Annotated in this window: 15 protein-coding genes; 3 read left to right on the top strand and 12 right to left on the bottom strand. The window is 63.9% G+C overall.

What is annotated here, in order from left to right:
* Window positions 1-83: 83 nt before the first annotated feature.
* The 5 genes from xdhC to ACZO3G_RS02330 form a co-directional block, all read right to left on the bottom strand.
* Window positions 84-569 (bottom strand): xanthine dehydrogenase subunit XdhC, encoded by a 486-nt coding sequence (xdhC, locus tag ACZO3G_RS02350; RefSeq protein ID WP_276872145.1) that lies wholly within the window; start codon window positions 567-569, stop codon window positions 84-86.
* Entirely contained in the window at window positions 563-1,450 is an 888-nt protein-coding gene (gene xdhB / locus ACZO3G_RS02345) for a xanthine dehydrogenase subunit XdhB (RefSeq protein ID WP_276872143.1), read from the bottom strand. The genes xdhC and xdhB overlap by 7 nt, the downstream gene beginning before the upstream one ends.
* Window positions 1,451-1,466: 16 nt before the next feature.
* Window positions 1,467-3,761, bottom strand: coding sequence for a xanthine dehydrogenase subunit XdhA (xdhA, locus tag ACZO3G_RS02340; protein ID WP_276872141.1), 2,295 nt, complete (start codon window positions 3,759-3,761; stop codon window positions 1,467-1,469).
* A gap of 191 nt (window positions 3,762-3,952) precedes the next feature.
* Window positions 3,953-5,377 carry an NCS2 family permease gene (locus ACZO3G_RS02335; RefSeq protein ID WP_101551856.1) on the bottom strand — a complete coding sequence of 475 codons (1,425 nt, stop codon included), beginning with the start codon at window positions 5,375-5,377 and terminating at the stop codon, window positions 3,953-3,955.
* 206 nt (window positions 5,378-5,583) lie between these two features.
* Window positions 5,584-6,864: an amidohydrolase family protein gene (locus tag ACZO3G_RS02330; RefSeq protein WP_276872139.1), complete on the bottom strand. Its 1,281-nt coding sequence runs from the start codon at window positions 6,862-6,864 to the stop codon at window positions 5,584-5,586.
* 271 nt (window positions 6,865-7,135) lie between these two features.
* Between ACZO3G_RS02330 and ACZO3G_RS02325 the strand changes: the two genes are divergently transcribed.
* Window positions 7,136-7,885: a GntR family transcriptional regulator gene (locus ACZO3G_RS02325; RefSeq protein WP_101551860.1), complete on the top strand. Its 750-nt coding sequence runs from the start codon at window positions 7,136-7,138 to the stop codon at window positions 7,883-7,885.
* 216 nt (window positions 7,886-8,101) lie between these two features.
* On the opposite strand, the gene ACZO3G_RS02320 is transcribed toward ACZO3G_RS02325, so the two are convergent.
* Window positions 8,102-8,230: a hypothetical protein gene (locus tag ACZO3G_RS02320; RefSeq protein WP_256152701.1), complete on the bottom strand. Its 129-nt coding sequence runs from the start codon at window positions 8,228-8,230 to the stop codon at window positions 8,102-8,104.
* A 12-nt stretch (window positions 8,231-8,242) separates the two neighbouring features.
* Window positions 8,243-9,397 (bottom strand): sodium ion-translocating decarboxylase subunit beta, encoded by a 1,155-nt coding sequence (locus ACZO3G_RS02315; RefSeq protein WP_101551862.1) that lies wholly within the window; start codon window positions 9,395-9,397, stop codon window positions 8,243-8,245.
* Window positions 9,398-9,850: 453 nt separating this feature from the next.
* Between ACZO3G_RS02315 and ACZO3G_RS02310 the strand changes: the two genes are divergently transcribed.
* On the top strand, window positions 9,851-10,012 hold the full coding sequence (locus ACZO3G_RS02310) for a hypothetical protein (RefSeq protein ID WP_158595584.1): 162 nt from the start codon (window positions 9,851-9,853) through the stop codon (window positions 10,010-10,012).
* Between the two features lie 108 nt (window positions 10,013-10,120).
* Here ACZO3G_RS02310 and ACZO3G_RS02305 read toward each other — a convergent pair whose 3' ends face one another.
* The 3 genes from ACZO3G_RS02305 to ACZO3G_RS02295 form a co-directional block, all read right to left on the bottom strand.
* Window positions 10,121-10,672, bottom strand: a complete 552-nt coding sequence (locus ACZO3G_RS02305) for a TIGR01440 family protein (protein WP_276872136.1) — start codon at window positions 10,670-10,672, stop codon at window positions 10,121-10,123.
* A 62-nt stretch (window positions 10,673-10,734) separates the two neighbouring features.
* Entirely contained in the window at window positions 10,735-11,280 is a 546-nt protein-coding gene (locus tag ACZO3G_RS02300; protein ID WP_276872134.1) for a DUF4352 domain-containing protein, read from the bottom strand.
* Between the two features lie 126 nt (window positions 11,281-11,406).
* Complete coding sequence (locus ACZO3G_RS02295) at window positions 11,407-12,756, bottom strand: MATE family efflux transporter (RefSeq protein ID WP_101553256.1); 1,350 nt, start codon at window positions 12,754-12,756, stop codon at window positions 11,407-11,409.
* 281 nt (window positions 12,757-13,037) lie between these two features.
* On the opposite strand from ACZO3G_RS02295, the gene ACZO3G_RS02290 reads away from it, so the two are divergent.
* Window positions 13,038-13,493, top strand: coding sequence for a MarR family winged helix-turn-helix transcriptional regulator (locus tag ACZO3G_RS02290; RefSeq protein WP_172439255.1), 456 nt, complete (start codon window positions 13,038-13,040; stop codon window positions 13,491-13,493).
* A 56-nt stretch (window positions 13,494-13,549) separates the two neighbouring features.
* Here ACZO3G_RS02290 and ACZO3G_RS02285 read toward each other — a convergent pair whose 3' ends face one another.
* Together ACZO3G_RS02285 and ACZO3G_RS02280 are read right to left on the bottom strand one after the other, a co-directional pair.
* Entirely contained in the window at window positions 13,550-14,656 is a 1,107-nt protein-coding gene (locus ACZO3G_RS02285; RefSeq protein WP_276872130.1) for an SIS domain-containing protein, read from the bottom strand.
* A gap of 17 nt (window positions 14,657-14,673) precedes the next feature.
* Window positions 14,674-15,170: D-sedoheptulose-7-phosphate isomerase (locus ACZO3G_RS02280; RefSeq protein WP_486846758.1), on the bottom strand; the 497-nt coding region annotated here is incomplete at its 5' end.

The following is a 15,170-nucleotide window of genomic DNA, read 5'->3' as shown; positions in this document are numbered from 1 at the left end:
ATTCCGGAAAAGTCAATGTGGAGGATTGACAAAGGCGGCCCCGCCGCGCCTACGGCGGGGCCGCCCGGGACAGGATCAACGGGTTATTTCCCGACGACCCTGTAGGTCTCGTTGACGATCCGTTCCATCGCGTTGAGGATGTTCTGGTAGCCGGTGCAGCGGCAGAGGTGGCCGGAGATGAGCTTGCGCAGCTCCTCGCGGCTGTACTTTTTGCCGGTGCCGACAATCTCCACCGCCGTCATGATGAGTCCCGGCGTGCAGAAGCCGCACTGGACCGCCGCCTCCTCGATGAACGCCTGCTGGATGGGGGACAGCTCCCCGTTCGGGCCGCGCAGGCCCTCGACGGTGAGGATGTGTTTCCCCTCCGCCCACACGGTCAGGTAGATGCAGCTGTCGATCGCCTCGCCTTCCACCAGCACGGTGCAGGCGCCGCATTCGCCGACCTCGCAGCCGCGCTTGACGCTCGTGAGCCCCAGGCGGTTGCGCAGCGTGTCAAGCAGGCTCTCCCGCTCGTCGACCGCCAGCTCGACCGATTTGTCGTTGACCGTCATCTGAATCAGTTTCAGCATTCTACCGCACCTCCCGCATGGATGATCGCCTGTTTCAGGGCGCGCCGGCTGAGTTCGCGCACAAGCTGGAGGCGGAACTCCTTCGAGGCGCGCCAGCTCGTGCGGGGATTGACCTCCCCGGCGGCCGCCTCCGCCACCGTCTGGAAGAGGTCCGGCCCGATTTCCCGCCCGCGCGCCAGCCCCTCCGCCTTATGGCAGCGGATGGGGGTGGGCGCGGCGACGCCGAACGCCAGCCGCAGCTCCTCCACGGCAGATCTGTCCGCCGTGAGCTTCACATGGACCGCGCAGCCGAGCGTCGCGATGTCCATCGCGTTGCGCTGCGCGTATTTGATGTAGTGGCCGCCAAAGCCGTCATAGTCCGCCTTCGCGATCCGGATGGCGGTCAGCAGCTCGCCGTGCGCGAGGTCGACCTTCCCGGGGCCGCGGTAGAAATTTTCCAGCTTCACCCGGCGCACGCCGTCCGGGCCGGTGAGCTCGAGTTCGGCGTTCAGCGTCAGCAGCGTCGAGGCGCTGTCCGCGCTCGTCACGCCGTTGCAGACGTTGCCGCCGATTGTGCCGATGTTCCGCAGCTGCGGCCCGCCCGCCTGGTCTACCGCGCCGCCGAGCGCGGGCAGGTACTCTTCGACCAGCGGGTCGTTGGTGACGTGGGAAAAGGTGGTCGCCGGGCCGATGACGATCGTGCCGTCCGGCTCGATCGAGACGCCCTCCAGCTCCCGGATGCCGTGGATGCTCACGAGCGAGCAGCCCGCGAGCTTGCCTTCGCGGATCTTGACGAGCACGTCGCTGCCGCCGCAGATGACGACGGCGGTCGGGTCCTTCACAAGCGCCGCTATCGCGTCGGGGACGCTCTTTGCCAGGTGGATTTTCTCGATATCGTACATCCCTTCGTCCTCCCCTCTATTGGATGAGCCCGGCGGCGGTGAACTGTTCGACCAGCTTCTGCGGGTTCAGCGGCAGGCTGTCGACCGCCACGCCCGTCGCGTTGAGCACCGCGTTGCGGATGGCGGGGGCCGGCGGGATGGCCGGCGGCTCGCCGAGCGATTTGTTTCCATACGGCCCGCTCGGGTCGATCGTCTCCACAAAGCCGACGTTCAGCTCCGGGGTGTCCATCGCGGTGGGCAGCTTGTAGTCGAGCAGGTTGCCGTTGAGCGGGCGGCCGCGGTCGTCGAAGCGGAGCTGCTCGCCCAGCGCGTAGCCGAGCCCCATGCTCATGCCGCCGTGGACCTGCGCCTCGGCGAGCTGCGGGTTGATGAGCACGCCGCTGTCATGGACGTTGATGATGTCGAGCACCTTCACCTTGCCCAGCGGGATGTCGACCTCCACCTCCGCGAAGCAGCAGCCGAACGAGAAGGTGTTGTCCTTGCAGTGGTAGGTCTCCTCCGCCGTGATATGTACCGAGCGGTCGAGGCTGTAGAACGCCTCCATCGCGAGGTCGGCGAGCTCGACGAGCTTTTCGCCGGTGTGCGCGTCCACCACCGCGCTGTCCCGCAGGTCCATCGTGTCGGCCGGGCGCTTTTTGAGGTAGGCCGCGTAGTCGAGGATGCGGGCCTTAAACTTCTCGGCGGTCTTTTTGACCGCCATGCCGCTCACATAGGTCTGGCGGGAGGCGTAGGCGCCCGTATCGAAGGGGGCCACGTCGGTGTCCTGCACCGTGACGATGTGGATGTCCTCCAGCCGGATGCCCGTCGTCTCGGCGGCCATCTGGGTGAAGACGGTGTCGGCGCCCTGGCCGATCTCGGTCGCGCCCATCTGGAGCTGCGCCGAGCCGTCCTGGTTGAGGATGAGCCGTGCGCTCGCCGTCTCGAGCGAGATCGGGTAGACGCCCGTCTTGTAGCTGAAGAGCGCCATGCCCACCCCGCGCCGGACGGGGCCGGTCTGGCCGCGGTAGGCCGCGCGCTTTTCGTCCCAATGGATGTGCGCCTTGCCCTTTTCGATGCAGGCGAGCAGCCCGCTCGAATAGCAGATGATGCCGGTGCCCGGATCGACGTAGCCGGGCTTCATGCAGTTCTTCTCGCGCAGCTCGACCGGGTCGAGCCCCAGCCCCCGCGCGATGTCGTCCATGTGGGCCTCCATCGCGAAATCGACCTGCGGGATGCCGTAGCCGCGCATCGCGCCGCCCGACGGCAGGTTCGTATAGACGGTGTAGGCGTCCGCGTCGAGCACCTTTTCATCCTGGTAGAGGTGCCGGTAGGCGTTGGAGGCGTTCGCCACGATCGCGTGGCCGTGGGAGGCGTAGCCGCCCTGGTTGGACCACGCCTCGAACTTGCGCGCCACGAGCCGGCCGTCGGGGCGCACGGCGGTTTTGAGCTTGAATTTGATCGCGTGGCGGGTGCGGGTGCAGGAGAAGGTCTCCTCGCGCGAAAGCTCGATCTTGACCGGGCGCCCGCCCACCTGCATCGTCAAAAAGGCGTTGAGCGGCTCGTAGAGGACCTCCTGCTTGTTGCCGAAGCCGCCGCCGATATAGGGCTTGATGACGCGGATCTTCCCCCACGGGATGCCCAGCGCCTGTCCGCAGACGCGGCGGACGATGTGGGGGATCTGGGTGGAGGAGACGACGACGACCCGCCCCTTTTCCATATAGGCGTAGGAGACGGGCACCTCGATGTGGCAGTGCTGGACCGCCTGGGTGTCGTACTCCCCCTCGAAGACCCGCAGGGAGGGGTCCGCCTTCACAATCTCGTCGAAGTCCCCCTCGCCGATCGTGAAACGGCTGTGCGCCAGCAGGTTGTCGGGGCGCTCCTCGTGGATGACCGGCGCGCCGGGCGCGAGCGCCTGCTCGACGGTGGTGACGGCCGGGTACTCCTCATACTCCACGCGGATGAGCCGCGCGGCGCGGGAAGCGGCCACCTCGTCCTCCGCGACGACCGCGGCGATGTCGTCGCCGTAGATGCGCACCCGCCGGTTGAGCAGCATGCGGTCGGCGACGTCCTGGTGCGCGGGCTCGACCGACCAGGGATGACCGGGGGTGGGGTACTGAATCTGCGGCGAATCGAAGCAGGTGACGATCTTCACCACGCCGGGGACCTTCTCGGCCTCCGAGAGGTCGAACGATTTCACCAGCCCGTTGGCGATCGTGCTGCGCACGACCTTGGCGACCAGGCAGTTCGCGGGGCGCAAATCGTCGGTGTATTTGGCCCCGCCGGTCACTTTCTCGTATGCGTCCACGCGGGTGATGCTCTTTCCGATTCCCATATGACAAGCCTCCTTGCGGATAAATTAGAGGGATCGATTTATAACGGCAAGCCGCGCAGCGCGGCAGGGTGTTCATTAGTCATAAGTAATACTATTCCGACGAGAAAAAAACAGAACCGCACCAGCGGGGATAAACAAGGTGCTTTTGCCTCCCGCCCGCGGCGGGAGGCAAAAGCACGGGACGGCGGCAATCAGCCGGTTGTCATGAACGCGAAACGGAGTACGAAGAGGATGACGAGGACCACGGTGAAGGGCTTGATCTCCTTGTATTTGCCGGAGAGCAGCTTGATGAGCACGTAGGTGAACAGGCCGAACGCGATGCCGTTGGCGATCGAATAGGTGAACGGCATGAAGGAAACCGTCACGAAGGAGGGGATCGCCTCGGACATGTCCGAGAAGTCGAGGTCCTTGATCGAGCTGAGCATCAGCACGCCCACGAAGACGAGCGCCGGAGCGGTCGCCGCGCTGGGGATGATGCCGACGATCGGGGCGATGATGATCGACGCGAGGAAGAGGATCGAGGTGGTCAGGGAGGTGAGTCCCGTGCGGCCGCCCTCGGCGATGCCGGTGCTCGACTCGACGAAGGTCGTCGCGGTGGAGGTGCCCAGGCAGGCGCCCACGGTGGTCGCGATCGCGTCGGACATCATGGCTTCACGCATGCGGGGCATCTCGCCCTTATCGTCGAGCATCTTGGCCTGGCGGGCGGTGCCCAGCAGGGTGCCGATCGTGTCGAACATGTCAACGAGCGAGAAGGAGATGACGATCATCACGAGGGTAAAGATCATCTGGAAGATGTTCGTCGCGCCCGCGAAGAGCCCGCCGAAGTCCATCTTGAAGAGGGAGACGTTGACGAAGTCGGAGAACTGCCGGCCAACGTCGAGCGAGAAGCCGTGGAAGGAGGTCACGCCGAGCGGAATGCCGACGATCGTCGCCACGACGATGCCGATGATGATCGAGCCCTTGATGTTGCGGGCGTGCAGCGCGCCGATCACGACGAGGCCGATAAGCGCGACGATCGCGGAGCAGATGAGGCCGCGCAGCTCGGGATCGCCCATCTTGGAGAAGTCGACGAGCGCCACGAGGGTGGACGAGTTGGAGACCACGAGGCCCGCGTTCTTAAGCCCGATGAGCGCGAGGAAGAGGCCGATACCGGCGCTGATCGCTCCGCGCACACAGTGCGGGATCGCCTTGACGACCGCCTCGCGGAAGCCGACCGCCGTGATGAGGATGAACAGGATGCCGGAGATGAAGACGATTGCCAGCGCCTGCCCGTAGGTATAACCCATGGTGAGGACCACCGTGTAGGCGAAGAAGGCGTTGAGCCCCATGCCGGGCGCCTGCGCGAAGGGGACCTTCGCGTACATCGCCATCAGGAAGGTGCCGAAGAAGGAGATCAGGCAGGTTGCAAAGAATACGCCGTTCTGGACCTGCGCGGCATATTCCGCCTGTCCCATGATGTTGAAGGGGTCGGCGAGCATGGTCGGGTTGACGACGATGATGTACGCCATCGCCACGAAGGTCGTGAAGCCGGCCAGCACCTCGGTCTTCACGTTGGTGTGGTTCTTTTCGAGCTCAAAATAGCGCTCAAAGAACCCCTTCTCTTTTGTCTGTGTCATTGAATTACCTCCTCACAGTTTGCATCTGGCCGCGCGGCATTGCCGCAGCCGCACGGCGCGAATGGTTTCCGGCCCTCCGGCCGGACTGCTTCTATGAGATGCGCGGCCGCGGGTGGTCCGTCCGCTTCCGCGCGCCCATACAAAAACTGTTCCGCCGCCACGGGCGGCCGGGGGAATGTCCTGACAGGCATGGGTTCCGATCTGTTTTATCTGACGCGCGCGCCCGCGACATATTTGCCGCGCACACAGCGCCCGTCGTCCAGGTAGAGGATCCGCTCCAGCCGCTCCACCGGGGTGAGCGCCTGCGGATGCGGGAAGCCGCTGTCGTCGAGCACGACCGCGTCGAACTCGTACCCCTCCTCGAAGGAGCCGACCTTCCCGAAGAATTCCCCGCCGCCCTTGGTGCCGAGGTAGAACGCCTCCGGCACGGTCAGCGGCCGGAGGGAATCGTCGAGCAGCCGCCAGCGCAGCTTGGAGGCCTGCACCGCGTCCGCCATCGCGCGGAAGACGGAGAGCGAAAAGCCGCCCGCGATGTCGGTGCCGAGCCCGACCTTCATGCCGCGGTCGAGGTAGGCGCGCACCGGCGCGACGCCCGATGCGAGGTTCGTGTTCGACTGGGCGCAGTGTGCGATGAAGACGCCGCGCGCCTGCATGAGGTCGATCTCCTCCCCGGTGCTGTGCACGCAGTGGGCCATGATCGTCGGGGCGTCCCCGCCGAAGAGGCCGAACCGGTCGTAGGCGCCGCCGTAGCAGCCTGACCAGGGGCAGAGCTCCTTCACCCACGCGATCTCGGAGAAGTTCTCCGACAGGTGGGACTGCACCGGGAGGCCCGTCGCCCTCTGGAGCTTTCCGAGGCCTTCCATCAGCTCGTCGGTGCAGGAGGGGGTGAAGCGCGGGGTGAGGATCGGGGCGACGTTCCTGTACTTCCCCTTCGTCTCGGAAATCCACCGCGCGGTGTCCTCGAGCGAGGCGGCCGCGCTCTCCTCCCGCAGGATGTCGGGGCTGTTGCGGTCCATGTTGACCTTGCCCACCAGCGCCCTGACGCCCGTCTCCTCAATGAGGTCCATCAGCAGCTCGGTCGCGGGGCGGTGGATCGTCCCGAACACCGCCGCCCGGGTGGTCGGGGAGGCCGCCAGGTCGTCCGCGAAGATGCGGTAGGCCCTCCCGGCGTAGGCGGGGTCGGCGTATTTCGCCTCCTCGGGGAAGGTGTGGGTGTTCAGCCAGTCGAGCAGCTCGAGGTCCATGCCCAGCGCCCGGAAGGAATACTGGGGCGCGTGCAGGTGCAGGTCGACGAGGCCGGGGATGACCAGCCTGTCCCCGCAGTCCTCGACGGGAATCCCCTTGAACCGCTCGGGCAGCTCGGTAAAAACGCCGGCGGTCTTCCCTTCCTCGCAGACGAGGTAGCTTTCCGGCATACAGACAATCGCCCGGGGGGTCGGCGTATGCAGAATATGGCCCCTGAGCGCGAAAGTTGTCTTCTCTAACATAATACTGCCTCCAGAAGATTTTTGCAATCGCCGCTTGTGTTTTTGACAAATATCGAGTATAATTGAACATATACTTCTTCCAATCCCGGCGATTGTGGAAAGTTTTTGTGTGTTTCGCGTATAAGTCATACTTATTACTTCATAATGATATCCTATTTAAAGTATGAAAGCAAGATTCATTTTCCATAAAATAGTTTGAGGCGGATTGTGAGTTCTCACAGTCGCGCCCGTCCGCCATGCGGGCGATTTCGCAGGAAAGAGGGAATCGGCCATGCCAGCAGAATACGAACTGCCCCACCTCGGGGGAAAGCTGATGTCCACGCAGGTCAGCGCGCTGCTTATCCGGGAGCTCTCGGAGGGCGTCTTCCAGCAGGCGGACCGGCTGCCCAGCGAGGTGGAGCTGTCCGAACGGCTCGGCGTCAGCCGCACCGTCATCCGCGACGCCCTCTCCGACCTCGAGCGGGAGGGGCTCATCGAGCGGGTGCGCGGCATCGGGACCGTCATCAACCGCGAGATCGTCAACCTCACCAGCCGCCTCGACCTCAAGTTCGAATATAACGAGCTCATCCGCGCCGCGGGCTACACCCCCCACAGCGACAGCATCTCCCTGCGGGTCGAATACGCCGACGAGGAGCTCGCCGAAAAGCTCCAGATCGACGTGGGCGCGGGCGTGATCGTCTGCGAAAAGCGGGTGCTCGCCGGCAGCATCCCCGTCATCTACTCGGTCGACTACCTGGCGCTCTCCCTCTTCGACGGCATGAGCTACGCCGACATCGACTGGTCGGAGCCGATCTTCGATATCCTCGACCGCCACTGCGGGCTGATCGTCGTCACCGACATCGCCCGCGTCTCGGCCACCAACGCCACCCCCGCCATCCGGCAGAAGCTCGGCGTCCCGGACGGGGACGCGCTGCTCCTGCTCGACGAGGTCGGCTTCTGCAAGCTGAGCCGCCCGGTGCTGCGTTCGCTGGAGTTCTATACCGACTTCTTTGATTTTACTATGCTGCGCAAGAAATTTTAACCCTCAAAACCAAAAGGGCGGACGGCCTCTGGCCGTCCGCCCTTTTTGCGCGGGGTCACTCCCCCCGCTTAACATATTCCACGGCCATCGCCGCCAGCCCAGGCAGGAGCATCCGCCCCGAAAGCGCCAGCGGCGGAACCATTCCCGGCTCCGCCACGGTGGCCTCCTTCTCCTTGCGGACCGGTGCCGGGGCGCGCCGGAACGCGCCCGCGGGTTCTATTCCTCCGGTTTTTTGCCGCCGAACTTCGCCAGCAGCGCCACCAGCCCCATGATGAGGAGCATGACGGCGAAGATGCCCGCCATGCCAAGGCCCATGATCTCCAGGGAAATGATGAAGTTTTCCATTTCACAGCCTCCTTACAGGAAGAGCGGGACGAGATAGAGCAGGATCCCGCCCGCGATGACCGATCCGATCTGCCCTGAGACGTTCGCGCCGATCGCGTGCATGAGCAGGTGGTTCTGATTATCCTCCTTGAGCGCCATCTTCTGGACGACGCGCGCCGACATCGGGAAAGCGGAGATGCCCGCCGCGCCGATCATCGGGTTGATCTTTTTCCCCTCGGGCAGAAAGACGTTCATGAGCTTCGCGAAGAGCACGCCGCCGACCGTATCCATCACGAAGGCCGCCAGCCCCAGCAGCATGATGACCAGCGTCTGCGGGGTCACGAAGGCGTCCGCCTGCATCGAGAAGGAGATCGTCAGCCCCAGCAGCAGCGTGATGATGTTGGCGAACTCGTTCTGCGCCGTCTGGGAGAGGGAGTTGAGCACCCCGCATTCCCGCAGCAGGTTGCCAAACATCAGAAAGCCCACGAGCGCCACCGACATCGGCGCGACCAGCCCGGCGATGACCGTTACGAGGATCGGGAAGAGGATGCGGGTCCTCCGGGTCACGTCCTTGGGGTGGTAGGGCATCCGAATGCGGCGTTCCTTCCGGGTGGTGACCAGGCGGATGGCAAACGGCTGGACGATCGGCACGAGCGCCATATAGGAGTAGGCCGCCACCGCGATCGCCCCGAAATAGGGGGTGCCGAAAATCTTCGAGACGAGGATCGAGGTGGGGCCGTCGGCCGCGCCGATGATGCCGATCGAGGCCGCGTCCGCGAGGGTGAAGCCGAACCACGGCCCGAGCAGGGTCACGAGCGAGAAGGTGAAGAAGATGCCGAACTGGGCCGCCGCGCCAAAGATCATCATCTTGGGGTTGGAGAGCAGCGGCCCGAAGTCAATCATCGCGCCGATGCCGATGAAGAGCAGGATGGGCAGCGCCTCCGACGCGTCGATCAGCGTCTGGAAGAGCCACTGGATGATGCCCGGCGCGGGGATGCCGCCCTGGAGCACCTGGTCGAGCACCCCGGAGAAGGGCAGGTTCACAAGGATGGCACCGAAGCCCATCGGCATGAGCAGGGCGGGCTCGAACCCCTTTTCGATCGCCAGATAGATGAGCAGCCCGCCGATCGCATACATGACCAGCTGCTGCCAGGTGATGGCTGTGACGCCGCGCAGCAGAAATTCCATTTGCAACTCCCCTTTTCCTGATTTATCTTGCCCCGCCGCCAAACAAAAAAGACCTGTGTTCCGGAAAACGAAACACAGGTCTTGTCATTTCAAGTTAAACCACGGCCAAATGGCCCGAGATGTTGATTTAACTGCACCGAACGTGCCGACTACTCCCCCGGGGCGATTCAGTTTTCAAATGCGCATGTTGCTACAAATATATCTTAGCACAACCCGCCCCCTTTGTCAATTCCTCCCTGTGCGCGCCTCCATTTTGCAGCAGAATCCCCGCAGACTTGCATTTTATGCGGATTTGTGCTATCATTGGTACTGTTGAACGAATGGAGGCGGCCGGCATCTTCCGGGAATCCCAGCGGGGCGAAGCGCCCTTTTGTGCAGGATTTTTCGCGGTGGAGTGCAGGAGGGCCGCTGTACGCAACGGAACCGTTGAATGGAAATGCGAGGTGTTTTCCCATGTCCACCACAAAGAACCTATCCAGCATGAAAAGCCGTCTCACCATTTACAAGCTCGGCCTGCGCCGCGCCGAAACGCATGGCAACCAGGACGAGATCACCAAATGGGAGAGCAGCATCGCCGCCCTCGAGCAGGAGATCGACGAGCTGGATAACCAGTGAGGCCCCTGCCCCCGGTGGGCCATAAGGCACAGACAGACGGCCGCCCGCGGGGCGGCCGTTTTGATCCCCGCAGAGAAAAAAGCCGCCCATAAGGGCGGCTTTTTTGGTTTACAGCAGGTCCTCGTCGTAGTGGGCGCGGGCGCCGCCGATAAACTTGGGGCGGGTGCGCGCGCAGACGACGTTCGCCTCGCCGATGCGCTTCACCTGGATGCGCACCGGCACCGCGACCTCGCACAGGTGCATGCCGATCAGCGTGTCGCCGATGTCGATGCCCGCCTTCGCGCGGACATGCTCGACCGCGACGGGGGCATCGAAGCCCGCCCACGCGGCCGTGGCAAAGGAGCCGCCCGCCTTGGGCTGGGGCACCACGTTCACCGGCTCGAGCCGGTAGAGGCGCGCCGCCTCCCGCTCGAGGATGAGCGCGCGGTTGAGGTGCTCGCAGCACTGCGCCGCCAAAAAGATGCCCGCCCGCGCGAGCACGGGGTGGACGCCCTCAAAGACCGCCGCCGCGATGTCGGTGTTGGAGGCGGAGCCGATCCGCTCCCCCGCCACCTCGCTTGTCGAGCAGCCGACCACCAGGATGTCTCCCCGCTGGAGCCGCGCCTGCGGCAGCAGCTCCAGCACTGCGCGGCGCGCCTCTTCACGAATCTGTTCGAGCATCGTTCCCATCCTTTCCGGCGGCGGAACATCCCGCCGCGTCAGCTTTTAATTTAAAATCCCGTTCAGCCCACGGAGAAGGGGATGAAGTAGCTGTTCCCCTCGAAATCGTCGTCCCAGACTTCGATATACCGGAGGCTGAAACCCTTCGCGTCGGCCGGGGCGACAAAGATCAGGTCGCCCGTGCGGCTCTCGCCCTTGAAGAGCTCATACTCGTCGGGGAGCTGTCCCTCGGCAAACTCCGATTCGGGATAGACCGTCGTATCTCCCATGCCGTCCCAGGTCAGGGTGAAGTCGGTATAGAACATGGGGATCTTCGCGTCGTCCTCAAAGGTGTTCTTCACGGTGATGTTGACCACCACAAAGGTGTGGTTTGGGTCAGTGGGGGTATAGTCCTCGAGCTCCGGCTCCATGCGCGCGGAGTTGACCGTGTACTCAAAGAACGCGGTCTTCGCGGTCTCCCCTTCCGAATGGGAGGTCGTCTGGCCGTGCGCGCGGCCGTCCGCCTTGATCTCGGTGCCCACGTCCTCGAGGACGTCCTTCGCGCCGCATCCCGCGGTGGCGAGCAGCAGGCAGCCGGCGAGCAGCAGCGCGGCAAGTTTCTTACCCATAGTGAATTCTCTCTCCTCATAATAAATTGTTGGGGGGTTCCGCGTCCATTATACCAGTTTCTCCATGGCGGATGCAATCGTTTCCCCGCCAATTTTTCCGCGCTGATGCGGTGAATTTTCAGGCAATCAGCCCTCCGCCGCGCTTTCCTCGAGCGGCTTGATCTCGGAGCGGTAGAGGTGGCGCATGTAGACCACGCAGAGGGTCAGCGAAAAGAGCTCCGCGAAGGGGAAGGCCCACCACACCGCCGAGAGCCCGCCGAACCGGGCGAGGAGGAAGGCGGAGGGCAGCAGCACGACCAGCTGGCGGACGACCGAGACGGTGAGGCTGAGCAGGCCGTGCCCGAGCGCCTGGCAGACCGAAAGGGTGATGATGCAGAACCCGGCGAAGAGGAAGCTCAGGCTGATGATCCGCAGGGCGGGCACGCCGATGGCGAGCATCGTTTCGGAGGCGTTGAAGATCGAAAGCAGCTGCGGGGTGAAGAGCCAGAAGATCACGAGCCCGAAGGTCAGCATGCCGACCGCGTACAGGACGCTCAGCCGGATGGTCTGTTTCATGCGGTCGGGCTTGCGCGCGCCGAAGTTGTAGGAGATGATCGGCACCATGCCGTTGTTGAGCCCGAAGGTGGGCATGAAGACGAAGCTCTGGAGCTTGAAGTAGACGCCGAACACCGCCGTGGCGGTCGAGGTGAAGGCGATGAGGATCTTATTCATGCCGAAGGTCATCACCGAGCCGATGGAGGCCATGACGATCGAGGGTAGCCCGACCGAATAGATCTTCCGCACAATGCGGCCCTCGGGGCGCAGGATCCGCCGGGAGAGGGCGATCTCGTGGTTTTTGCGCAGGTTGAACCAGAGGGCGAGCGCCGCCGCGACGATCTGGCCGATGACGGTGGCGACCGCCGCGCCCGCGACGCCCATGCGCGGGCAGCCAAGCAGGCCGAAGATCATGATCGGGTCGAGGATGATGTTGATGATCGCGCCGGTGCCCTGCGTGATCATCGTATAGAAGGTGCGCCCGGTCGACTGGAGCAGCTTTTCCAGCGTGACCTGCCCGAAGAGCCCGAAGGAGCAGACGCAGCAGATCGTCAGGTAGGAAACGCCGTCCTCGACGATCGCGGCGTTGCCCGTCTGGAGCAGGAAGAAGGGCCGCGTCAGGAAAATCCCGCCCAGCGCGAACGCCAAAAAGCTCATAACCGCCAGGAAAACGCCGTTGTCGGCGGTCTTGTTGGCGAGCTCGAAGTTCTTCTCCCCCAGACTTTTGGAGAGCAGGGCGTTGATGCCGACGCCCGTGCCGGTGCCCACGGCGATCATCAGGCTCTGCGCCGGGAAGGCCAGCGAGACGGCGGTCAGGGCGTTCTCGCTCAGCCGCGCCACGAACATGCTGTCCACGATGTTGTAAAGCGCCTGCACGAGCATCGACACCATCATCGGCAGCGACATCGAGATGAGCAGGCGGTTGACGGGCATGACTCCCATCTTGTTTTCAGCGGGCAGATCCCGCCGCTCGCCCGCGGCGGCCGCCCCTTCCGTCCGGTCCTCCCGGACGTCAAGGTTCTTTCCCAATTTGTCCCCTCCCAGATCGTTGGCTTTGCAACGATAGAAAGCCAAAAATCTCAATTATTTTTTGTTTATTCTTTCCGACTGGTCTATTCTAAGCCAGATAAATTTAATTGTCAAGCGGTTATTTTCTTGACTTTCCCGGCAGAGGCAATTAAAATAAGGTTGCACTGGAAACTTGATTGAAAAGGACGATGCCTATGTCCGGCGACCCGCGGCCCAACCTCCTCAAGCTGATCTCCCTGGTCCACCGCAAGACGCAGATGTATTTGAACGGCCGGGTCGAGCCGCTCGGGCTCACAAGCGGGCAGGTGCCTTTCCTCCTGATCGCCTGCGAGACCGGCGGGGTGCCACAGAACCAGTTCTGCGCCCTGCTCGATATGGATAAGAGCACCGTCGCAAAGACCCTCTCCCGGCTGGAGGCGCAGGGCTATGTGCGGCGGCGGGCCGTCTCGGGCGACGGGCGCGCGTTCGACGTCCTCCCCACCGACCGCGCCCGCGATGTCTACCCCTTTCTCCAAAAAATCGGCGACGACTGGATGGACGAACTCGCCTCCGGGCTGACCGATATCGAACGCGCCATCTTTTCCCAGATGCTCCTGAAGGTCGCGCGGAACGCCTCGCGCCATTTTTCGGAGCCCGGCGCGCCCGAGTGACACAATGATTAAAAGGAGCGGCGCCCGCGGGCGCCGCTCCTTTTTCGATTCCTTCTTTAAGCCTCCACGATCGCGTGCAGCTCGGTGAAAATTTCCGGGTAGGCCTGCGTCAGGGTGCTGAGGCCCAGCTCCCGCGCCGTCAGGTGGCTCAGCACCTGGAAGGGGACGAGATACTCGACCGCGCTCAAAAAGGGCAGGTCGAGAAAGTCGCTGACCAGCCAGTTGGGCTGCCGCCCGGGGGTGCGCCCCGAACAGACGAGCACACAGTTTCTGCTCTTTTTCGCAAACCACCGGTAGATTTCCAGCGCCCGTTCCCGCTCGGGGCCGTCCTCGGCGCAGACAAAAAAGACGACCGAACCCTCCTTGACGCCGTAGCCGCTGCCGTGGAGGAACTCCTCCAGCTCGTAGGCCATCGAGGGTCTGCGGGTGGTCTCGAGGATCTTCAGGCAGGACTCCCGGAGCGTCCCGTAACAGGGGCCGTACCCCACGAAGCGGTAGGCGTCCGCCGCGAGCATCATCCCGCGGTGATCGGCGTACCACGCCTTCGCGGCGTCGGCCGCGCGGCCGCAGCTTTCGGGCAGCCGCTCAAAGCCGTCCATCCAGCGGCGGTATTCGTCCGCGTCCAGCCGCCCGAGCGCGCGGGCCGCCTCCACCGCGCAGAGCAGCAGGATCACCATCGACGCCACATGTCCCCTGCTCTCGGGGAAGGATTCCTCGAAGCCGGTGGGCTTTTCGATGACGATGTCGCACTCCCGCGCGAGGGCGCCGCCGGGCGACAGGGTCGTGCAGAGCACGGGGATCCCCGCCGCCCGCGCGAGGCGCGCGCTTTCGATCGGGCCCGTCGTCCGGCCGGTCTGCGCCGGGCAGATGAGGAGCATCTCCTCCGGGCGGTAGACGCCGTTCGCGTTGAAGGGCGTGTGGCGGTTGAGGACGGCGGGCAACGAGCTGCTGGCTTCCACGCCCAGCAGCCTTTCCATGCACATGCCCGCCACCACGCAGACCGAGTGGGGGGAACCGTTCCCGCTCAGGTAGACCCGCTTCACGGGGTGGCTCAAAAAGTGCTTCACAAACGCGGCGGTGTAGCGTTCCCGGTCCCTGACGATCCGCCTGATATCGTCCGGCTCCGCCTCGATATAGCGGAGCATGGTATTTTCGTCGCGCATTGTTCCCTCCGCGGCCGTCAGGCAGAAAGTACCTGCGGGTGGGTTTTGAAGTAGTAGACGAACAGGTGCAGGATCATCGAATGGATGTCCTCGATCATCTCGTAGCTCGTCAGCGGGACGATGAGGTTGGCATCCGCGTAATCCCTGACGAGCCCGCCCTCAAAGCCGGTCAGCCCGATGATGGGGGACCGCTTCCGTTTGGCGTGCTCGCACGCCTTGATCAGGTCGGGGGACTTGCCGCTCGCGGACACGAGGATCAGCACGTCGCCGGGGTCGAAGAGATTCTCCATCTGCTGGGAGAAAATCTCGTCGAAGGCGATGTCGTTTCCGAACGCGGTGATCTTCTCCACGTTGGAGGAGAGCGACTGGATGCGGAACCGCCGCACGCCGGGCGTCTGCACCGCGTTCTTCCCAAAGTCGCAGGAGAAGTGGTTCGCGGTGCCCGCGCTGCCGCCGTTGCCGGCGATGAAAACCTGCCGGTCGTTCCGGTGGGCCTCGGTCAGGATGTCGACCG

The organism is Anaerotruncus sp., assembly GCF_057433415.1.
Note: the sequence above shows the minus strand (reverse complement) of the source record. Positions and strands in the feature narration are given on the sequence as shown.